The sequence below is a fragment of the Priestia sp. ABM2_011 genome, assembly GCF_056158845.1.
The window spans coordinates 663,473-685,064 of the sequence record NZ_JBSWUB010000001.1 but is presented as its reverse complement, the minus strand read 5'-3'; the positions used below and the strand labels follow the sequence as shown (position 1 = coordinate 685,064).

The 21,592-nt window shown below is 39.6% G+C and carries 20 protein-coding genes, 1 pseudogene, 1 riboswitch and 1 other annotated feature; of the genes and pseudogenes, 8 read left to right on the top strand and 13 right to left on the bottom strand.

What is annotated here, in order from left to right; all coding sequences use genetic code 11:
* The first annotated feature begins 31 nt into the window (after positions 1 to 31).
* Entirely contained in the window at positions 32 to 247 is a 216-nt protein-coding gene (locus tag ACXAE4_RS03715; RefSeq protein ID WP_475235495.1) for a hypothetical protein, read from the top strand.
* Here the strand turns inward: ACXAE4_RS03715 and pepV are convergent.
* Positions 240 to 1,643: a dipeptidase PepV gene (gene pepV, locus ACXAE4_RS03710; protein ID WP_475235493.1), complete on the bottom strand. Its 1,404-nt coding sequence runs from the start codon at positions 1,641 to 1,643 to the stop codon at positions 240 to 242. The genes ACXAE4_RS03715 and pepV overlap by 8 nt on opposite strands.
* A 408-nt stretch (positions 1,644 to 2,051) precedes the next feature.
* Here pepV and ACXAE4_RS03705 point away from each other — a divergent pair, with 408 nt between their 5' ends.
* Positions 2,052 to 2,273 carry a DeoR family transcriptional regulator gene (locus ACXAE4_RS03705; protein ID WP_013059517.1) on the top strand — a complete coding sequence of 74 codons (222 nt, stop codon included), beginning with the start codon at positions 2,052 to 2,054 and terminating at the stop codon, positions 2,271 to 2,273.
* A 222-nt stretch (positions 2,274 to 2,495) separates the two neighbouring features.
* On the opposite strand, the gene ACXAE4_RS03700 is transcribed toward ACXAE4_RS03705, so the two are convergent.
* Both ACXAE4_RS03700 and ACXAE4_RS03695 read right to left on the bottom strand, forming a co-directional pair.
* On the bottom strand, positions 2,496 to 3,212 hold the full coding sequence (locus ACXAE4_RS03700) for a pseudouridine synthase (RefSeq protein WP_155010578.1): 717 nt from the start codon (positions 3,210 to 3,212) through the stop codon (positions 2,496 to 2,498).
* Positions 3,213 to 3,262: 50 nt separating this feature from the next.
* Positions 3,263 to 4,906 carry a putative polysaccharide biosynthesis protein gene (locus ACXAE4_RS03695; protein ID WP_028411836.1) on the bottom strand — a complete coding sequence of 548 codons (1,644 nt, stop codon included), beginning with the start codon at positions 4,904 to 4,906 and terminating at the stop codon, positions 3,263 to 3,265.
* Positions 4,907 to 5,170: 264 nt separating this feature from the next.
* Here ACXAE4_RS03695 and ACXAE4_RS03690 point away from each other — a divergent pair.
* A pseudogene (locus tag ACXAE4_RS03690) lies at positions 5,171 to 6,309 on the top strand (BaiN/RdsA family NAD(P)/FAD-dependent oxidoreductase); the annotation flags it as partial.
* A gap of 82 nt (positions 6,310 to 6,391) precedes the next feature.
* On the opposite strand, the gene ACXAE4_RS03685 reads toward ACXAE4_RS03690, so the two are convergent.
* From ACXAE4_RS03685 to ACXAE4_RS03655, 7 genes are all read right to left on the bottom strand, one after another.
* Complete coding sequence (locus tag ACXAE4_RS03685; RefSeq protein WP_013059521.1) at positions 6,392 to 6,571, bottom strand: sporulation protein Cse60; 180 nt, start codon at positions 6,569 to 6,571, stop codon at positions 6,392 to 6,394.
* A 214-nt stretch (positions 6,572 to 6,785) separates the two neighbouring features.
* Positions 6,786 to 7,097, bottom strand: coding sequence for a rhodanese-like domain-containing protein (locus ACXAE4_RS03680; RefSeq protein ID WP_028411838.1), 312 nt, complete (start codon positions 7,095 to 7,097; stop codon positions 6,786 to 6,788).
* A 239-nt stretch (positions 7,098 to 7,336) separates the two neighbouring features.
* Positions 7,337 to 9,751, bottom strand: coding sequence for a leucine--tRNA ligase (leuS, locus tag ACXAE4_RS03675; protein WP_289578519.1), 2,415 nt, complete (start codon positions 9,749 to 9,751; stop codon positions 7,337 to 7,339).
* Positions 9,752 to 9,815: 64 nt separating this feature from the next.
* Positions 9,816 to 10,034, bottom strand: a binding site (T-box leader).
* 411 nt (positions 10,035 to 10,445) lie between these two features.
* Positions 10,446 to 11,768: a GntP family permease gene (locus ACXAE4_RS03670; protein WP_028411840.1), complete on the bottom strand. Its 1,323-nt coding sequence runs from the start codon at positions 11,766 to 11,768 to the stop codon at positions 10,446 to 10,448.
* Positions 11,769 to 11,925: 157 nt separating this feature from the next.
* Positions 11,926 to 13,113 carry an MDR family MFS transporter gene (locus tag ACXAE4_RS03665; protein ID WP_475235488.1) on the bottom strand — a complete coding sequence of 396 codons (1,188 nt, stop codon included), beginning with the start codon at positions 13,111 to 13,113 and terminating at the stop codon, positions 11,926 to 11,928.
* A 158-nt stretch (positions 13,114 to 13,271) separates the two neighbouring features.
* A complete protein-coding gene (locus ACXAE4_RS03660) occupies positions 13,272 to 13,427 on the bottom strand; it encodes a hypothetical protein (protein ID WP_013059527.1) in 156 nt (51 codons plus the stop codon).
* A 12-nt stretch (positions 13,428 to 13,439) separates the two neighbouring features.
* Positions 13,440 to 13,703, bottom strand: coding sequence for a YtzC family protein (locus tag ACXAE4_RS03655; RefSeq protein WP_013059528.1), 264 nt, complete (start codon positions 13,701 to 13,703; stop codon positions 13,440 to 13,442).
* A 169-nt stretch (positions 13,704 to 13,872) separates the two neighbouring features.
* On the opposite strand from ACXAE4_RS03655, the gene mnmL reads away from it, so the two are divergent.
* Positions 13,873 to 14,835, top strand: a complete 963-nt coding sequence (gene mnmL, locus ACXAE4_RS03650) for a tRNA modification radical SAM protein MnmL/YtqA (RefSeq protein WP_028411842.1) — start codon at positions 13,873 to 13,875, stop codon at positions 14,833 to 14,835.
* Positions 14,832 to 15,401, top strand: a complete 570-nt coding sequence (mnmM, locus tag ACXAE4_RS03645) for a tRNA 5-(aminomethyl)-2-thiouridylate-methyltransferase MnmM (protein ID WP_028411843.1) — start codon at positions 14,832 to 14,834, stop codon at positions 15,399 to 15,401. Before mnmL ends, mnmM begins: the two co-directional genes overlap by 4 nt.
* 12 nt (positions 15,402 to 15,413) lie before the next feature.
* On the opposite strand, the gene ACXAE4_RS03640 is transcribed toward mnmM, so the two are convergent.
* Positions 15,414 to 16,472, bottom strand: a complete 1,059-nt coding sequence (locus tag ACXAE4_RS03640) for a tetraprenyl-beta-curcumene synthase family protein (protein WP_028411844.1) — start codon at positions 16,470 to 16,472, stop codon at positions 15,414 to 15,416.
* A 31-nt stretch (positions 16,473 to 16,503) separates the two neighbouring features.
* A complete protein-coding gene (locus tag ACXAE4_RS03635; RefSeq protein WP_013059532.1) occupies positions 16,504 to 17,280 on the bottom strand; it encodes an alpha/beta fold hydrolase in 777 nt (258 codons plus the stop codon).
* Between the two features lie 107 nt (positions 17,281 to 17,387).
* Between ACXAE4_RS03635 and ACXAE4_RS03630 the strand changes: the two genes are divergently transcribed.
* The 3 genes from ACXAE4_RS03630 (at position 17,388) to ACXAE4_RS03620 (ending at position 19,795) form a co-directional block, all read left to right on the top strand.
* A complete protein-coding gene (locus ACXAE4_RS03630) occupies positions 17,388 to 17,915 on the top strand; it encodes a gamma carbonic anhydrase (RefSeq protein ID WP_028411845.1) in 528 nt (175 codons plus the stop codon).
* A 191-nt stretch (positions 17,916 to 18,106) separates the two neighbouring features.
* Positions 18,107 to 18,631, top strand: a complete 525-nt coding sequence (locus ACXAE4_RS03625; protein ID WP_028411846.1) for a phosphatase PAP2 family protein — start codon at positions 18,107 to 18,109, stop codon at positions 18,629 to 18,631.
* Positions 18,632 to 18,649: 18 nt separating this feature from the next.
* A complete protein-coding gene (locus ACXAE4_RS03620; protein WP_028411847.1) occupies positions 18,650 to 19,795 on the top strand; it encodes a glycosyltransferase family 4 protein in 1,146 nt (381 codons plus the stop codon).
* A 31-nt stretch (positions 19,796 to 19,826) separates the two neighbouring features.
* Here ACXAE4_RS03620 and metK read toward each other — a convergent pair whose 3' ends face one another.
* The gene (gene metK, locus ACXAE4_RS03615) at positions 19,827 to 21,029 is read right to left on the bottom strand and encodes a methionine adenosyltransferase (RefSeq protein ID WP_013059536.1); all 1,203 of its coding nucleotides are present in this window, start codon (positions 21,027 to 21,029) and stop codon (positions 19,827 to 19,829) included.
* A 132-nt stretch (positions 21,030 to 21,161) separates the two neighbouring features.
* Positions 21,162 to 21,279: riboswitch (SAM riboswitch) on the bottom strand.
* Positions 21,280 to 21,592 lie beyond the last annotated feature (313 nt).

The window sequence follows — 21,592 nt, the reverse complement described above, 5'->3', positions numbered from 1 at the left end:
GTAGGTTCATCGGTTTCGTTACTTCTAGCAGTTGATTGGAGGGCAAGGCGAAGACTCCTGCGGGAAAAGCAGAACAGGCGAGACCCCGCAGGAGCCCAGGCGACGAGGAGACTCAGCGGCCGCCCGCGGAAAGCGAAGCCTTGCATGGAAATCAACTGCGGTGTCACAAACAGTCCAGCTCATGTATCCTAGTTATTCATCTTTAAATTGGATTCGTTTCGTTATGTCTCAACCTCTTTTTATTTAGCCAATTCGTAAATAGCCTGTGCATAAATAGCTGTTGCACGAAGCAAATCTTCAATTACCATGTACTCGTCTTTTTCGTGCGCTACTTCTTCACGGCCTGGGAAAAGAGGTCCAAATGCCACACCCGCTTCTAATGCTCTGGCATATGTTCCTCCTCCAATTGAAATAAGCGTAGGTTCTTCATTTGTTTGTTCTTGGTAAACCTTTTGAAGCGTTTGAATAAGCTCATGTTTTTGATCGACGTGATGTGGTTTAGAATCTGTAAAATGTTTGATAGTCATTTGATAAGATTCACTTTTTTCTTTAATCGTATCAATAATATCGTCAATATGAGCTGATACAGGATAGCGAATATTTAAGCCAAAGTGCCCCGCTTCTTCTTGATTATAAGACATGATTCCCACATTTATCGTTAAATCACTCGTGACCTCATCTTTGCGATTTAAGCCCATTTTTTCTCCTAGTGCATCTTGGACTAAATACGCATTTGCATAACCTACAAACTGATTAGCTTGTTCATCAAGTTCTAATGTGTGTAAAAAGCGAAGAAGTGTAAGCCCAGCATTTTTCCCTTTATCAGGCACGCTTCCATGTGCTGAAACTCCTTCTAGAGTAAGTGTATACGCACCGCTCTTTTCGGTTATTGAACCTTTTAAAGACTTATCTTTTAAAAATTGATCATATTTATTTTTAATATCGGTTTCACTATGGAATTCAAGAACAGCTGTTGCAAGATCAGGAACCATATTGTAGCGTCGCCCAGAGACAAATGATGTAAGCTGGACGCTTCCCTTTGTTCCTTCAATGGGCTGCTGGCGAATTTCTACATCTGTAATGCCTTTTTCAGCATAAATGATAGGAAAATCCGCATCCGGCGCAAATCCCATCGTTGGCATCTCTTCATGATTGAAGTAGTGGTCCACACATCTCCAGTCACTTTCTTCATCCGTTCCAATAATCATTCGAACCCGCTTAGATAGAGGAAGCCCTAAATCTTTCACAATTTTCATCGCATAATAAGCAGCCATCGTCGGGCCCTTATCGTCGATTGCTCCTCTAGCAAAAATTTTCCCGTCTTTTATTTCACCGCCGTATGGATCAACCGACCACCCGTCTCCTTCAGGAACGACGTCTACGTGACACAAAATGCCAAGAAGGTCTTTTCCTTCTCCCGCTTCAATATGACCTGCATATCCGTCTACGTTCTTGACGGAAAACCCGTCATTTTTTCCTTTGTTTAAAAGAAAGTGAAGCGCTTGAGCAACTCCAGGTCCAAATGGCTCTTCTTTTTTTTCTGTGCTTGTCAAAACACTTTTAATTTGCAAAAAACGCTGCGTCTCAGCTAGAATTTCAGCTTCTCTTTTTTGCACTTCCTCTTTCCAATTAATTGCTGTCATCTGTGTGCCTCCTTTGCCTGCTTTTACAGATTGTATCTATCATTACTATTGGTAAATTTAACTTTATCATACCTTTATATAGAAAGAAATAATTGTCTCTTTCCTTTCATATCAAAGGTTTACAGAGTCAAAATTCCGGGAAATAATTTGTAGGCACAATCGATAAAAACGGATTCTATTTGTTTATTGTTTACATATACTATAAAAAATGTGCAAATAGAGGAAGGAGATGTTACGAAAGGATTACATATTTATATCATTTTTTGTAAATATTGTGTTAATTTGCGTTTTCTCTTTTATTTTTCTGTCGATTTTGTGTACAATAAGGATAAGGACTGAAATAGTGCTTGACATCTCAGAGTTATAAAGAAGTTGTGCCTTACGAAAAACGAATAAGGAAGTGGTTTTTTGAAACCTTCAACTAATCGAATGCTAACTCGTATCAAATCGGTCTATATGTTCATTTGTAAAAATGGAACAGTTACAACGCAAGAGCTCGTAGACGAATTTGGTATTACACCAAGAACCATTCAGCGTGACTTGAATGTGTTAGCATATAATGATTTAGTTCGCAGCCCAAGTCGCGGTACATGGACGACTACGCAAAAGAAGGTCAAGATGTCATCCTAGTAAGTTTATTTCAAGGGTAGTAAGTGATTTATATATAGAGATAAAATTCTACGCAGTAGAAAGTCAAGACTTGGACGAGTGCATAGTCCCCCGCTCCATTTGCACGTCAAGCAGAGTTGGTACTCGTTTAAGTGCTTTAACGTGAAATGTTTCACTTGTCGAATAAAGTGGACAAAAAAAGGAACCATTTTAGACTTAGGTTCCTTTTTCTTTCGCCTCTTCTTAGGCATTTGATTTTTGTAATAAAGCTAGTTCTTCTTCCGTTAACTCCCTGTACTCTCCTAAATCTAACGACTCGTCTAATAGCAAAGCTCCCATAGATAAACGTTTTAAATACGTTACTTTTTTTCCTCTTGCTTCAAACATACGCTTCACTTGATGAAATTTCCCTTCAACAATCGTTAATTCAATTTCTGATTCCACACCGCTTGTTAGTACCTTTAACTCTGCTGATTTTGTTACGTATCCATCATCAAGAGTGACACCCTGTCTAAATGCTTCAGCATCTTCTTCACTCACCGGCGCATTAATTTTTGCAAAATACGTTTTAGGAACGTGCTTTTTAGGAGATAGCAGCTGATGTGCAAGCTGACCATCATTTGTCAGCAGCAAGAGCCCTTCTGTATCTTTGTCTAAACGCCCTACCGGAAATGGGTCATACACAGCATCGTCAATTTCCAATAAGTCCAAAACTGTTTCATGAAGAGAATCTTCCGTCGCTGATATGACACCTTGCGGCTTATGCAGCATAAAGTAAACAAATTCTCGGTAAGAAACGGCTTCGCCATGCACAGTTATTTCTTGTTCATCTGGATTAACATGTACCTTAGCATCTTTAACCGCTGTACCGTCTACCTTAACAGCTCCAGTCTTTAAAAGACCTTTAACTTCTTTTCGGCTTCCGTACCCAATGGTAGAAAGCAATTTATCCAAACGCATGTAATATCCTCCTTTTTTTGAAAAGAAGATGACTCTAACGAGTCATCTTCTTATGCACTGCGCTGTTTATTTCGGCGCAGTATCTTTCGTTCAATTGCACCTGTTACCCTCGCTCCCATTACTTTTTCAAGCAGGCTTGAACGATAGGTAATAATAAAGTAAATAAGGCCGCCTACTGCTGCTCCTATAATCGTAATAACCGTGGCAGAGAATCGTCCTGGGGTTGTAAACAGACCAATTACTACTGAAACAATTTTTACGCTGATTCCCATAATCGCAACAAAAATGAGAATGAGCACAGAGCGTTTTATAAACTCACTGTAGTTATATTTTGCGTGTTTTTGAATAAGCGCAAACATATAAACAAGAGATACGATATAGCCTAGTGCTGTCGCTAAAACTGAACCGATCTCGTGGAACATAAGAATAAATGGCACGTTCACGACAATTTTCACAATCAATCCAAATAATAGACTTAAAACAGCATATTTTTGTTTGTTGATCCCTTGTAAAATAGCTCCATTAACCGTGAAAAACGAGAACAATAAAGCTACGGGTGCATAATAAAGCAAGACATTTCCACCCGCATCCGATGCATCTGTTCCAAAGAAAAACGTATATGCTGGACCAGCTAAAGCCATTAACCCTACAGATGCTGGCAGCACAAGAAACATAATCGTTTGATATGTTTGATCAATTTGCTTTTGCAATACATTATAATCTTTATTCACAAATGAACGTGTAATCGTTGGTACAAGAGTCAAACCGAATGCAGTAGCTAATGAAACAGGAATCATCACAAGCTTTGGAACATAAGACTGAACAATTCCGTTCATGGACTCCGCTATTTCTTTTTGTCCAGCCGCTACCATCGCACGGTTAAATGTGAATTGATCCACATACTGATAAAGCGGAATAGCTAAGCTGACAAATACATAGGGCAATGAATACGTAAGCAGCTCTTTAAAAATGGATACGGTAGAAATACGCGTAGGCGTTACCGTCTGCTCGTTCACCATTTTATCGAGATGAGGCTTTCGTTTTTTCCAGTACCAAATTAATACGGCAAGTCCAGCAAGAGCTCCTACAAAAGCACCCATTGTAGCAAATCCAACGGCTAGCGCAAGACTCCCATGTACAACTTTGATGACGATATAAGTGGATGCTAATAAAAAGACAACCCGCACAAGTTGTTCAACTACTTGTGAAACAGCTGTGGGTCCCATAGACTGGTGACCTTGGAAAAATCCTCGCATTAAACTCATCATCGGTACTACAATTAACGCAACACTAACCATTCGCATAACCATTACTACATCTTCTAAGGAGTTATTTAAATCAGAACCTCCAAGTGTAATTCTAGACATAACAGGCGCTAACGAATATAAAAGTAAAAATGCAAGTATTCCTGTGACAAGCATTAATTTCATGCCGGCCCGATACATTCTTCTACTCGTATAATAATCACCGAGTGCATTATATTTTGATACAAATTTCGATACGGCCATTGGCATACCGGCTGTAGCAATACTTAAATAAATAGCATATTGGTTATATCCATAACCAAACAGTGCTCCCCCTACGGTTCCAACAAGGATCGCAAATGGAAATAAATAAATCATTCCCAGAATTCGGGATACATAAGTGCCAAGCGTTAGCACAAAGGTCCCTCTTAACAATTTTGAATCAGACATACGTTTGCCTCCGATACTTAATGTTACATACTGATAATAATGATAGAATTGAAAAGAAGCAAGTGAGAGTATACACTAAGAAAGGTCTTATACTCACTCACACTCGTCAACAAGCTAAAAAACAAAGACTATAGCCCATTTTATCCAATGTTGAGAGATTTGTCAGTGAACAAACTAAAATTTTTTAAGAATAGACAGGTTGGTGAAAGTATGATATATGATGTAGTCGTAATCGGAGGAGGACCTTCTGGTTTGATGGCATCGATTGCAGCTGGTGAGTCAGGTGCAAACGTATTATTAATTGATAAAGGCAATAAACTTGGACGAAAGCTTGCCATTTCTGGAGGGGGCCGCTGTAATGTAACAAACCGCCTTCCGATTGATGAACTTATTAAACACATTCCAGGAAACGGACGCTTTTTATACAGTGCGTTTTCTGTTTTTAATAACGAAGATATCATCTCCTATTTTGAAGGCCTTGGAATTAAATTAAAAGAAGAAATCACGGGCGTATGTTTCCGGTTAGCAATAAAGCACAATCTGTTGTTGATGCATTAATTAGTGAACTTCACCGTCTTCGTGTAACAATTCGCACAAACACAGCCGTTAAACGCGTAAACTATGAAAACAACACCGTGAAAGAAGTTGTGCTTCAAGACGGAGAAGCAATCCAAACGAAAAGCGTTGTGATTGCAGTAGGCGGAAAATCAGTGCCTCATACGGGTTCGACAGGAGACGGTTATCAATGGGCAAAAGATGCAGGTCATAAAATTACTGAACTTTACCCAACAGAAGTTCCTATTACATCTAGCGAACACTTTATTAAAACAAAAACGCTTCAAGGTCTATCGCTTCGCAACGTAGGACTAAGCGTACTTAATAAAAAAGGCAAACCTGTCATCACTCATCAGATGGATATGATTTTCACTCATTTTGGCATCTCTGGCCCTGCCGCTCTTCGCTGCAGCCAATATGTTGTTAAAGAGTTAAAGAAACAAAAAAGCAACACTGTTCAAATGTCTCTTGATTTATTTCCTAGCCAAAACGAAGAAGAGATTTTTCAACAATTAGTCAAAACAACAAAAGAAGAGCCGAAAAAAGCGATTAAAAATGTTTTAAAAGGTTTTGTATCTGAACGCTATCTACTATTTTTACTCGAGCAAGCAGACATTGATAGCCAAGCGCTAGCGGGACAGCTTCAGCATGAAAAACTGAGAGAATTCTCGAGAATGTGCAAACGATTTGAATTTGCTGTAAACGGCACACTTTCTTTAGAGAAAGCATTCGTCACAGGAGGCGGAGTATCCGTTAAAGAAATTCACCCAAAAGAAATGTCTTCTAAATTTATGCAAGGCCTTTACTTCTGCGGGGAAATTCTTGATATCCACGGATATACTGGAGGATACAATATTACTTCTGCCCTTGTAACAGGCCGTTTGGCTGGCAGTAATGCAGGAGAATTTGCAACAAGCCTAGCATAATATGCTAGGCTTTATACATAACCATGGCTGAAAAACAGTACACCTGCTCATCACGATCAACATCCACTGTGACTTGGTACTTAATATCCACGACGTCTTCATCTTCTAATTTGCGTAAAAATCGGTTCACCGCAAACTCTAAATCTTTTTCATGCTCTTTATCAAACATTTTCACCTGTATCATAGCTTCTACCACCTTGTCCTATCAAATTTGTTTCAATCAGAATGGACTGCTTCTCTCAATGATGGCTTTCGTACTGATTTTCAACTTCTTCCTACCTCTATTTTTATGAAGACTTTTATAGATTTAGTCATCATTTGTTTTGCTACTATCATTTTAGTTGAATGGTAGAAGTTTCATTCCAAAAGAAAAAAGCGCCTGTCAAAGGCGCTTTTTCTTATTTATTAACCGTTTTTCCTTCCCACTCTAACATACCGCCAACCATATTTGTTACTTTATAACCTTGTTCTTGAAGGTAGTAACATACGTTTTCACTGCGGCGTCCAGAACGGCAAATGAAAATATATTCTTTTTCTTTATCGAAATAATCCACATTGGTTGGAATATCATTCATACGAATGTGTTTAGCAGTTGGAATCATTCCTTCTGCTACTTCCTCATCTTCGCGAACATCAACTAAATGAAGCTCTTCTCCATTTTCAACGCGTTTTTGAAGCTCTTCAGGCGTAATCACTTTTACTTCTTCCATCTTCGTCATTCCTCTCTATTCTTTCATTCAGCTTGCTATCGCTATTGTAGCAAATTCAAATACCTTTATGCCACTAAATAAGAAAAGCTTAAGCAGCAGCCTACCTAAGCTTTTCCAATCGTAGTTAAAGGTTTAACTAAGGGCCTGATGTCAACCCCGAAAGGGGGACATCAGGCCCTTAGGTCTAGAACAGCCCCCCTGACTGCTCTTTAGTCAGGAGGGCTGTTCTACATCAATACTTAATTAGCTACGATGTTTACTAATTTACCAGGCACAGCAATCACTTTGCGTACTGTCTTACCTTCAATGAACTCTTGAACATCTTCATTAGCCATTGCAATATCTTGAAGCTCTTCACGAGATGCCTCAGCAGGTACGTTTAATTTTGCACGTACTTTACCGTTAATTTGAACGACAATTTCCACTTCATCATCTACAAGTTTCGCTTCATCAAACGCAGGCCAAGCTTCATATGAAATCGTATCTTCGTGGCCTAGTTTGCTCCATAATTCCTCAGTTGTATGAGGACAAATTGGTGCTAATAGCTTCACAAATCCTTCTACGTATTGCTTTGGCAGCACATCAACTTTGTATGCGTCGTTGATGAATACCATAAGTTGAGAGATACCTGTATTAAAACGAAGACCTTCGTAATCTTCCGTTACTTTTTTCACCGTTTGGTGATATACGCGTTCAAGTGTAGTATCATTGCTTTCTTGAACCTTGCTGCTTAATTCACCATTATCCTCGATAAGTAAACGCCATACACGATCTAAGAAACGGCGTGCACCATCAAGCCCTTTTGTTGACCAAGCAATGGATGCATCTAACGGTCCCATAAACATTTCGTAAAGGCGAAGCGTATCTGCACCGTGGCTTTCTACGATTTCGTCTGGGTTTACAACGTTACCTTTTGACTTACTCATTTTTTCATTGTTTTCTCCAAGAATCATACCTTGGTTAAACAGTTTTTGGAACGGCTCTTTTGTTGGAACTACGCCGATATCATATAAAAATTTATGCCAGAAACGAGCATACAATAGATGAAGAACAGCGTGTTCAGCTCCACCGATATAAATATCAACCGGCAACCATTCTTTTAATTTGTCTGCATCTGCTAACGCTTCGCTGTTCGTTGGATCAATGTAGCGTAAGTAGTACCAGCAGCTGCCTGCCCATTGAGGCATTGTATTTGTTTCGCGGCGCCCTTTTTTGCCCGTTTCCGGATCTACAACGTTCACCCAGTCATCAATGTTTGCTAATGGAGATTCACCTGTACCTGACGGCTTGATTTCAGTTGTTTTTGGTAAAACAAGCGGAAGCTGATCTTCAGGAACTGCAGTTGTTGTGCCATCTTCCCAGTGAATAACAGGAATCGGTTCACCCCAGTAGCGCTGACGGCTGAATAACCAGTCACGCAGACGGTATGTTACTTGTTTTTCACCTTTTTCATTTGCTTGAAGCCACTGAATCATATTTGAAATTGCTTCTTCTTTATCTAGACCATTTAAGAAGTCTGAATTAGCGTGCTCGCCGTCGCCTGTATAAGCTTCTTTTGAAACGTCTCCACCCGCTACTACTTCTTTAATCGGCAGTTCAAATTTAACAGCAAACTCATAATCACGCTCATCATGAGCAGGAACAGCCATAATTGCACCTGTACCATAGCTCATTAGAACATAGTCAGCAATCCAAATTGGCATTCTCTCACCGTTTACAGGGTTAATTGCATAAGCACCTGTGAATACGCCCGTTTTGTCTTTAGCTAAGTCTGTACGCTCTAAATCGCTTTTGCTTTTAATTTGATCTAAATACGCTTCTACCGCTTCTTTTTGTTCGGCTGTCGTAATTTTATCCACAAACGGATGTTCAGGTGCTAAAACGGCATACGTTGCCCCAAACAGCGTATCAGGACGCGTTGTGAACACAGTAAATGTTTCGTCATATCCATCAATTGTGAAGTGAACGTGAGCTCCTTCAGAGCGGCCAATCCAGTTTCGCTGCATTTCTTTAATACTTTCTGGCCAATCAAGATCATCTAAATCTTCTAGTAAACGATCTGCATAAGCTGTGATTTTAAGCATCCACTGCTTCATTGGACGACGCTCAACCGGATGCCCACCGCGCTCACTTTTGCCATCTATAACTTCTTCGTTTGCAAGTACTGTTCCCAACGCAGGACACCAGTTAACAGCTACTTCATCCACATAAGCTAAGCCTTTTTTATATAACTGTAAGAAAATCCACTGCGTCCATTTGTAGTAGTTAGGATCAGTTGTATTAATTTCACGCTCCCAATCGTAAGAGAAACCTAACGATTTGATTTGACGACGGAAATTATTAATGTTAAGTTCAGTGAACTCAGCCGGATCGTTTCCTGTATCTAATGCATACTGCTCAGCAGGTAGTCCGAATGCATCCCATCCCATTGGATGAAGTACATTGTATCCTTGCATACGCTTCATACGAGATAAAATGTCCGTTGCTGTATAACCTTCTGGATGCCCAACGTGTAAACCCGCCCCAGATGGATAAGGGAACATATCTAATGCGTAAAACTTACGCTTTCCTTCATCTTCTGTTGTTCTAAATGTTTTATTTTCTTCCCAAACTTTTTGCCATTTTTGTTCGATCTTTTCATGATTAAAAGCCATACATAATCCTCCTTGTACGCTCCAGCTGTATTTAATTAAACTAAAAAACCCCTCATCCCTCAAACAAAGGGACGAGAGGTTGAATAAACTTCCCGCGGTACCACCCAAATTAGCACAATTATGTACTCACTCATTTTCCTTAACGCGGATAGACGGTAAATGTTACTTTACTTCACATTTACAACTCCAAGGTGAGTTCATGAACGCCCGTTTGCTGACTCGCACCACCCGTCAGCTCTCTTAGCTCGCTTCGTTCACTACTATTCCTTATCATAGTTTTTACATCATACTACCTTGTATTGTAAATAATATGTTCGCAAACTGCAAGTTGTTCAACGGATTTTGTAAAAGTTTCTACACTGCCTCACTGCTTTGTTGCTAAATCCCCTCTTTCATTCTTATATATGAACAACTTCTCCCAAAAACATACATACAACGCCAAACAAAGAGATTTAGACATAACTAAGTTAATCCTATCTAAAGCTGAATAAATAGGATATCTGGACTCCTTGCTACAAAACTGTTCATTTCCGTGCAAGGCTTCATCTTGCGCTCCAATCAACAGCTTAAAGCAACTAAACACATAAAAGCCGAGTTCACCATAATAATGAAAAGATCCGAACGATTTATCGTTCGGATCTTCCTTCAGCTAAAATACTTTTGTCCCCGCCTCTACTTTCTTTAACAGCTATTATTAAATACCAAATCCAAAAGAAAACAGGATAATCGCAAGTACGAGACCAACAAGCGGAACAATTACCGTCATCGCTGCAACTGATCCATACGCATCTTTATGAGTTTCTCCACAAATAGAATTAATTGTGGTGACGACATAACCATTATGAGGCAAGGAATCTAATACGCCAGAAGATATAGCTACTACACGGTGGAGAGCTTCTGGATTTACACCAGCATCTAGATAGTGAGGGGCTAAAATTGGCAAAGCAATCGCCTGACCTCCTGAAGCCGAACCTGTCATCCCCGCGATAACACTCACCGCAATAGCTCCCCCTATCAACGGACTGCCTGGAATATGCGTCATGGCATCTACAGCCACTCCAAACGCGGGAACAGCCTTAGCAACCCCTCCAAAACCTACGACAGCAGCTGTATTCCCAATTGCAATTAACGCTCCAAGCGTCCCTTCTGATGCTGCATTCCAAAATCCTTTAAAGTGTTTTCGGTTCACAATGTATGTGACAATGATACCGCTTAAAAGTGCGACAATCAACGCAGATTGCTGAAGCGGCTTATGAAGTGCAAAAGAAATAATGAGCACGACCACAAGCGGAAGCAAACTTAATAACGGATTAGGAAGAGACTGATTTTCCGTTACTGCTGGATCTTTCTCGCGTGATATAAAACGCTCTCCATTTTTAACTGCTTTTGAAATCAAGCGCTTTAACCACCAGTAGCCGAATACAGCCATCACTACCGCTACAACTAAACTAACTTCCCATCCTGCATACGGACTAGTCTTTAAATATTCAATTGGAATCCAGTTTTGGATTTCAGGCGATCCAGCCGAGGTCATCGTAAACGTAACGGAACCGAATGCTAAAGCAGCAGGGATAAACCGCCTCGGCAAATCAGCTTGTTTGAATAAGCTTAAAGCCATTGGATAGACAGAGAATGCTACTACAAACAGACTGACTCCTCCATATGTTAAGACCGCACAGGCAAGTACAATCGCCAACACTGCTCTTTTCATTCCTAGTTTACTGACAATCCAGCGAGAAACACTATCAGCGGCCCCGCTGTCTTCCATCACTTTTCCAAAAACGGCGCCCAATAGAAACATTAAATACCAAGAAGCAATAAATCCTGTGAAACCAGACATATAATTCCCAACAAAATTTGCTTCTCCTTCTTTCACCAGCTGTGGAAATAAAGGCATTCCGCTTGTTAACGCAACAACTAAAGCACTAAGCGGACCTGCTATAAATAAATTCATGCCTCTCATCGTTAATACAATGAGCAGCAATAATCCTCCAATTAATCCAATCATACTAAGCATATTCTAGCCCCCCAAGAAGTCATATAATTAGAAAACGCTTACATTTTTACAGGTATATACTCCTTTCTTTGCTTGTCACGACCCTTACTATATTATTAAAGGAATACTGAAGACATTCCTACGTTTATTGAACAGTCAAAAATAAAACCACCTCTATTTATTTAGAGATGGTTAGTGAACGCTGACGTTTTTCTTTTAATTTATAATCGTATATCCATGTTGTACACATGCTAAATAACAATAGTGCAATTAATAAATAGCACAGGGTAGACATATTAAACGCATCGAAAATAACGCCTCCAAAGAGAGGGCCAATCATTTTACCTGCAGTAGCCATACTGTTGACTACGCCTTGATAAAATCCTTCTTTTCCTGATGGAGCTAACTGACTTGCGACAGCTGGAATTGCTGGCCAAACAAACATTTCTCCAACTGTTAACACAATCATTGCTGTTAAGAACTGCGAAAATGTTGTGGCATTCACCACGATGATGAAAGAAGCCACAAAAATAACCGTTCCAATTAGAACCTGTACTTTTAATGTCTTTGCTACTTTTTGAATGATAGGCACAATCAAAGGCTGACCGACTACAATTAAAATGCCGTTAATCGTCCAAAGCAAACTGTAGCTAGAAAGAGGTATATTCAACTCACGCGTATGCGTAGCAATCGTTGTTTGCCACTGAACATACGCGACCCAGCATAATACGTATCCTGTACATAAAATAAGAAGGGCCGTCAGTTTCGTTTTGTGCTGAATACTACCGGCTTCATTAAGGACATTCGTTTGCCCAACTGTAACCGAAATATGACGGTATGAAAAAATAGCAATAAGAAGAAAAATAACGTATAAAATTGTATTAGCTAAGAAAATATACGTAAATGAATAGGATGCTACAACGCCCCCTACCGCTGCGCCAATAGCCACTCCTGCATTTTGAGCAACGTACATCGCATTAAATGCTTTTCTTCCGCCTTGTGGCCAGACTGAGCCTGCCATTGCATACATAGATGGAAACACAATACCAAATCCAAACCCTACAATAACCAAGAGAACAACGTATGTAGGCCAACCATGGAAAAACACCAGTCCCACTAATGCAACAAGGGTAATAATAATTCCTGATAAAATGGATTTATATCCTCCAATTTTGTCAAAAAGCGTTCCCCCTAGTAAATTACCCACTACGCTTGCAGCAGAGTTCAGCATAAGAACCACTCCTGCAACGGATAACGACTTTCCTAAATGTTCATTTATATAAATTGTATTGAGAGGCCATAAAAACGAAGCTCCCGTTACGTTTACAAGCATACCAATAATCAAAAACCAAAGTGACTTGGGCATTGATCTCCCCCCTATCTATTCGAATGCCAACGTACATTCTAGTCTTTTCTTAAAGGGTTCGCAATGCTTTTACATATAGACAATTTATTTGAAATTCGCTGACTATTTAAAAAGGTGATTTCACATGACAATATCATGCAAAATCACCTTTTTACCGCTTATTTTTGCTTCGAACGAACCGGCTGGGCACGCTTGCTGTTCCGTGCTTTTAATTCTTTTACAGGATCAAAATCTTTTCCTAGCTCAATATCATTGCTGTTGATCCCGTTTTTTGTTTTTTGTTCCGGGTTATTTTGATTTGAACGAGTTGCCATAAAACCCTCTCCTTAATGCTGAGTTGTAATCAATTTATTTTGCAGCTGCTGAACTTGCAGGCGCATGCGATATAGCTGCTCTCTTTGCTGTGCATTTGCACTGTGAGAAAACTCTTCAATTTCTTTATAAGCATTTTCTAATTTTTCCTGTGCTTTTGTATATTCAGTGTCATTGTAATGTTCTTGTTTCATGCCTTCCTGTAACTGACCTTGTCCAAAGCGAATAGCATCTTCACACTGCTGCATAAGTTGATCCACTGCTTGACGAGTTGTCATTGTCTATTCCTCCTATTCGTTCATTTCTGTCTTATTTTGCGCAACTTTACTCTCCTTTACGACAAGAAGAACCTGTTAAATATAAGCATCCTTAAATTTGTTTGGCACTTTTTCACGTTTTTGATACAATTTGTTGATGTATATTGCATGTAAAAAGGAGGTTGCTGATTTGAATCAGACAAACCCATTTCCGTATAAATCTGAAAACAAACGTTATCATACCTGGAATTACCACTTACGTAACCACTTTGGCCATAAGGTATTTAAAGTAGCCTTAGATGGAGGATTTGATTGTCCAAACAGAGACGGCACGGTAGCTCACGGCGGCTGTACGTTTTGCAGCGCTGCCGGTTCAGGAGATTTCGCTGGAAACAGAGCGGATGATCTTGTGACACAATTTAACGAAATCCGTGAAAAAATGCATCATAAATGGAAAGACGGAAAATACGTTGCTTACTTTCAAGCATTCACTAACACTCACGCTCCTGTTGAGGAGCTTCGTGAAAAATATGAAGCGGTCTTAAAGCTTCCCGGAGTTGTTGGGCTTTCTATCGCCACGCGCCCTGACTGTCTCCCCGACGATGTGGTGGAGTACTTGGCTGAATTAAATGAACGAACTTATCTATGGGTAGAACTTGGACTGCAAACTGTTCATGAACGAACTTCACTGCTTATCAACCGGGCACACGATCATCAATGCTATGTAGATGGTGTAGCAAAGCTTCGAAAACACGGTATTCGCGTTTGTTCTCACATCATTAATGGTTTGCCTTTAGAAACACCTGAGATGATGATGGAAACGGTACGGGAAGTAGCAAAATTAGACGTTCAAGGAATTAAGATTCATCTGCTTCATTTACTAAAAGGAACTCCTATGGTCAAACAGTATGAAAAGGGCCTTGTTGAATTTCTTTCATTTGAAGAATATGTAAAGCTTGTATGCGATCAGCTCGAAGTAATCCCTTCTGAGATGATTGTTCATCGTATTACCGGTGATGGACCGATAGACCTCATGATCGGACCGATGTGGAGCGTAAATAAGTGGAGCGTATTAAATGCCATTGATCAAGAGCTCGAACGTCGCCAAAGCTATCAAGGAAAATATTACGAAACAGAGTTGATGGAAAGATGAAAATAGAACGTATCCTGCCTTTTGCCCGCACGTTGCTCACTAATGCTGTGGCCGAAGGAGATGTCGCGATTGATGCTACAGCAGGAAATGGACATGATACATTGTTCTTAGCCAACTTAGTCGGAGATACAGGTCATGTATATGGATTTGACATTCAGCCCCAAGCCATTCAAGCAACTCAGCAGCGATTGACAGAACATCATGTAGAAAAACGAGTCACGCTTATCCAAGAAAGCCATAGCAATATAAGCATGCTTCCTACTTCTATTAATGGACGAGTGACGGGCGCTGTCTTTAATTTAGGTTATTTACCAGGTGGAGATAAAGACATCGTCACCACTTCTGAAACAACAATTTCTGCAATTGAGCAGTTACTTGATTTGCTAGCACCTGAAGGAGTGATTGTGCTCGTTATTTATCACGGACACGAACAAGGGAAACAAGAAAGAGACGATTTACTAACGTACGTCCAAAATCTGGATCAAAAAGATGTCCATGTTTTACAATACCGCTTCATGAATCAGCAAAACAATCCTCCGTTCATCATTGCTATTGAAAAAAGATAAGCCGCATATGGCTTATCTTTTTAACATTCGGTACAAGCGTCCGTTGATATAGAAAAAGTAGCTGAGTGCTCCCCCCGCTTTGATTAATCGACGTGCATTCACATGAACATGTTTTTGTGCCCTCACTTTTTGATCGGACAAATAAACGCCCAGGAGTCCCTTATAGATAAAGCAGTGAAAGTGATAATCCGGTAGTTTTTTAGCATATTCGTCCGCTTTTACAACAAAATGCAAAAAGCGGTCCATCATTTGCTGATAGTGAGGATAATAAAAACAAAAGTTCAAATCTCCTCCTGCTTTATCTTCTTCTTGGTCAATTAAATAATCGAGTAAAATATGTAAACCTTGAATATAAGGAAAATATCCCGCTTTTATTTTCTCCGTCATTTCTTTGGTCATCTCTTCTTGAAAACTGTAAGCGGCCAAACAAAAAATGCCTAACGTTGAACCAGAGCACGCTGAAAATTCATACCACTCCATTTCAGGAACACTGTGCCGGTGAGCATCAAACCAATTCTCTAATCGTGGAACTCTTTCCTTGATTTCAACATGCTTATGTATTTGCAAATCACAATAATAAGTAGCTAGTTCTAATAAATGTGAAGAGACGATATGGTAATTACAGGCTTTTCGCAAGGACTGCTGACAAGTCTGGACAAGTTCCGCTAAATATCCTCCATCGTCTTTATCCGTTCGAAAACGATAGTAATCCCCAAGAGGTGCATGAGGAGTCAACGCATCTGGCATCGATTCGTGTAAGGCTGCAAAATCTTTAGGATCGAGCGAATTGCTGCGGTCACATAAGTTATCTAAGTAATCGCTGATTGTTTGGTAGGCAACGATAAATTTTACGCATTCAATCATGTTTTCTTTCGCTAAAATCGATAGGATACCGCCTCCTTCACAATGAAAAGTTTTTGTATCGATACTTGCCAATGCTTGAGTGCGTAATTCTTTATTAGGAATCTCTTTTGCCCGTTCCCGCCAATGGTTAAGCTCATGATGAACGACGGGAAACACTTCTCGATAAATTTTTCTCATTAATGAAATAGGACGAGACGGAATCTTCATTTATTTTCACCTCAATTTCTGACAGCACTCATTAAATGTGAAGATCAACAAAGCTTTTCGCGTATGTAAAAACGTATTCTCTTTCAGGCTCATTAAAGATTTCGTGATACAGCTGAGACCATTCTTTGTAGATTTTTTCACTTAGCTCTATTTCATCAAACCACTGTCTAACAATCAGCTTTTCAATAATTTTATCTTCTCCTGCCTGCATCACAAGAAGCGGAACATCCGGCAAACGATCGATATCTTTAAAAGCTAAGTTAACAGCTTGAATCAATTCTCGGTACCATCTTACAGAAACTTTTGTAACGTACAGTGAGTCGTTTTCATCTTCATCTCGAACTTCTTGATTTCTTGTTGCTTTTTCAACAGTAAGACCCAAATCAAAAAGTTTGTTCGGCATGACTTTATTTAATCCTTTAGATAACATATCTAAGTAAGCTGGTACTTGCTCTTTTAATCCTAGACAAGGTGAGGAAAGAATCGCACCCCATATAGGAAGATTTTTTGTCTGCAGCGTACGAATAACCGCCAGTCCTCCCATACTATGTCCTAACAGGAAAATAGGCAAATCATATTTTTGCGCTTCACGTACCCATTCTTCCACTTCATATACATATTCATCAAAGGATAGGATATGTCCTCTTCTTCTCGTTGTTAAGCCTTGGCCAGGAAGGTCTCCCATGATTACGTGCATTCCAACCGAACGCCACATCTCAATCAGCCAGCGATAGCGCCCGTGATGCTCCGCTGCTCCATGGACCATGACAATAACGCCTTTTGGATTTACTGCTTCCCATTTATGCATTTGAGTTACTCCTTCTTCCTTTTTTTGTTTACCTGCTTTAAAAACCTTTGTACACTTACATTAGAAGATTTACTACTTTTTTTCAACTAATAAAGGGAGATGATTTGATGATTTATCCGTATAAAGAAAAAATGCCTAATATTGCACCCAGCTGCTTCCTCGCAGACTATGTCACGATTACTGGAGATGTCACCATTGGTGAAGAAAGCAGCATTTGGTTTAACACCGTTATTAGAGGAGATGTTTCACCTACTATTATAGGGAAACGAGTAAATATACAAGATCAATCAACACTCCATCAAAGCCCAAATGCTCCTTTGCTTATTGAGGATGATGTGACAGTAGGACATCAAGTTATTTTACACAGCTCCATCATCCGCAAACGCGCGCTCATTGGCATGGGCTCTATTATTTTAGACGGTGCGGAAATTGGTGAAGGTGCTTTTATCGGTGCAGGAAGTTTAGTGCCTCCCGGTAAAAAAATACCACCTAATACTCTCGCACTCGGTCGACCTGCTAAAGTAATCCGCACTCTGACTGAGGAGGATTTAAAAGATATGCAGCGCATTCGTACAGAATATGTAGAAAAAGGGCAGTATTATAAGTCTATTAAGAAATCTGATTCTTCATTATAAAGGAAACGTTCCCTCAGAAAGTCATACTGAGGGAATTTTTTTAGTATCTCCACAAACTCTCTAATCATGTTCTATTCTCTCCACAATTGTAAAGAAATTTCCATATTAATTTACATCGTTTTAGTACTGCCTCCACAATTAAAGATTAAACTGAATAATAAAGACGTATTTATTAAAAAGGGAGCGACTCTATGAAAGCCAAGTTAATTCAGTATGTATACGATGCCGAATGCCGATTATTCAAAAGTGTAAATCAACATTTTGATCGAAAGCACTTAAATAGATTTTTACGTTTACTAACTCATGCCGGCGGAGCCACGTTTACCATTGTGATAGCGTGCTTGCTGCTATTTCTGCATCCTTCATCCGTCGCTTACGCCTGTGCGTTTTCTCTAGCCGTTAGCCATATTCCTGTTGCCATTGCTAAGAAGCTATATCCGAGACAACGGCCTTATATTCAACTAAAGCATACAAAAGTATTAGAAAATCCATTAAAAGATCATTCATTTCCATCGGGGCATACAACGGCTATTTTTTCGTTAGTTACCCCTCTGATGATTACTTACCCAGCCTTCGCTGCCGTTCTTTTGCCGCTTGCAGTAACGGTAGGCATTTCAAGAATTTATCTCGGTCTGCACTATCCGACGGATGTCATGGTAGGCCTGATACTCGGCATCTTTTCAGGTGCTGTTTCACTGAACATATTTTTAGTCTAATTGATAGGAGGAGTACTCATGAGAATTGCTTTATTTACAGATACATTTGCTCCGGAAGTTAACGGAGCTGCTAAAACACTTTATCAATTTACTCAGTATGTCAAATCAAAGCAAATTCCCATCCAGGTATTTGCTCCTGAATTTGCTCATAATCGGTCGTTTTCAACATACGTTCACCGCTCGCCTAGCATGCCGTTTTTCCTTTATCCAAACAGCCGCTTTTCATTGCCAAACGTTCTAAAAATTAAAAAGCAGCTGCAGGAATTCAACCCTTCTCTTATTCATTTGGCCACTCCTTTTACAATGGGGCTTTGCGGCTCCTATTACGGGAAAAGATTAGGTATTCCTCTTGTCGGCTCTTATCATACCAATTTTGATGATTATTTATCTCACTATGAACTTGAAAAAATGCGTGTACCACTGCAAAAATATATGAAATGGTTTTATAAACCTGTACAAAAATTATTCGCTCCCTCCGAAGTGACCAAACAGCAGCTAGAAAAACAAGGGTTTCACAACGTAGCTATTTGGTCGCGAGGGGTAAATCACAAATTGTTCCATCCCCACTATGACCGCTTTGATATTCGTATTAAATATAATATAAAAAAACCCTACATCTTAACGTATGTAGGAAGGTTAGCTAAAGAAAAGAACGCTGATTTTTTACTAAAAATTGCCCGATCTTTACCTGATCATATCCGCCACCAAGTTCACTGGCTTATTGTGGGAGATGGTCCTTTAAAAGAACAAATGCAACAGCAAGCATCTGAGCATATGACATTTACAGGCTTTCTTGAAGGTAAGCAACTTGCTCATATCTATTCTTCATCTGATTTGTTTGTTTTCCCTTCAGAAACAGAAACGTTCGGAAATGTCGTACTGGAGTCTCTTGCTTCTGGAACTCCCGTGGTGGCAGCAAATGCAGGAGGAGTTAAACAGATGGTTCAGCACGGGCGAAACGGCTACCTTTGCAAACCTCACTCCTTAGAAGAATTCAGTTCGGCTATTACAGGTTTACTTGATGATTTGCACCAGCGGCTTCACTTTAGCCATGCAGCGAGACACTATGCTCTTACTCAATCATGGGACGCCATTTTTCAGCATTTGCTTTCAGAATATGAAGATGTCGTAGAAAAATCTGCTGAAGGTATTCAATGGGCATAAAAAAATCTCCGTTTTCACGGAGATTTTTTTATTATTTAGCTAAAGCTTGAGTTTTTAATGCTTCAGCTTTGTCTGTGAACTCCCAAGGAAGCTCCACATCTGTACGACCAAAGTGACCGTAAGCTGCTGTTTGCTTATAAATTGGGCGACGTAAATCAAGCATTTTAATGATGCCTGCTGGACGTAGGTCAAAGTTTTTGCGTACTACATCTACTAGTACTTCTTCAGAAACTTTTCCTGTACCGAATGTATCAATTGAAATAGATACTGGCTGTGCAACACCAATTGCATATGCTAGTTGTACTTCACATTTATCAGCAAGATCAGCTGCTACAATGTTTTTCGCAACATAACGAGCTGCATAAGCTGCTGAACGGTCTACTTTTGTTGCGTCCTTACCAGAGAATGCACCGCCGCCGTGACGAGCATATCCGCCGTAAGTATCAACGATAATTTTACGACCAGTTAAACCAGCATCTCCTTGAGGGCCGCCGATTACGAAACGTCCTGTTGGGTTAATGAAATACTTTGTATTTTCATCAATTAACTCATTTGGAACAACTGGATTAATTACATATTCTTTTAAGTTACGTTGAATTTGCTCTAACGTTACTTCTGGGTGATGCTGAGTTGAAATAACAATTGTATCGATGCGAACAGGTTTGTTGTTTTCATCATATTCAACTGTTACTTGTGTTTTACCATCCGGGCGAAGGTAAGGAAGAATTTCTTCTTTACGTACTTCTGTTAGACGGCGAGCAAGTTTATGAGCTAATGAAATTGGAAGAGGCATTAATTCTTTTGTTTCGTTACATGCATAACCAAACATTAACCCTTGGTCTCCAGCTCCGATTGCTTCGATTTCTTCATCGGACATTTGACCTTCACGTGCTTCTAACGCTTGGTCTACACCAGCAGCGATATCAGCTGACTGCTCGTCGATAGATGTTAATACTGCACAAGTTTCAGCATCAAATCCGTATTTTGCACGAGTATAGCCAATTCCTTTAATTGTTTCACGAACTGTTTTAGGAATATCCACGTAAGTAGAAGTTGTAATTTCACCGCTTACTAAAACTAAACCAGTTGTTACGCTTGTTTCACAAGCAACACGAGCATTTGGATCCTTTGCTAGGATAGCATCAAGAATTGAGTCAGAAATTTGGTCACAAATTTTATCGGGATGTCCCTCTGTAACAGATTCTGACGTGAACAGACGACGTTGTGTTGACATCAGTTTTCCTCCTTATAAATACGATACATTGTGATACGGTACTCATTCCCTTATTTTCATTACACGTTAAAAAATATAAAAAAACCTTTCCTTGTATCGAGGAAAGGTATCAAATTCTACATAAGCCTTTCACTCTTATCGATCAAGGTTGTGCCCTTGCATCAGGTTAGCACCTTATCGTCTACACAAAAAAATGACGATGGTTGCTGGGTTTCACAGGGCCTGTCCCTCCACCAGCTCGGGATAAGAGAGTATCCGTTCAAGGACATATAATACATGAAAAAGCGCTTCACTGTCAACAACATTCAAATGGAAATCATCTCTTTATGTTTGAATCTGTTTTAATGTAACATACTCAAATTTAAAAATAGTATACCTTATTAAGAATGATCACGAAGTTTGGTTAACAAGACAGACCAAAAAAAGGCTTTCACTTGAAATAGCTTCACTTTTTTCGCTTCTAGCACATATACATGTGTCTAAAATAGGTATAACGTACATTTTTTTATAATACACAAACATTTTTAGTTAAATAGTATAGAATAATTAAATAAATGTGTTAT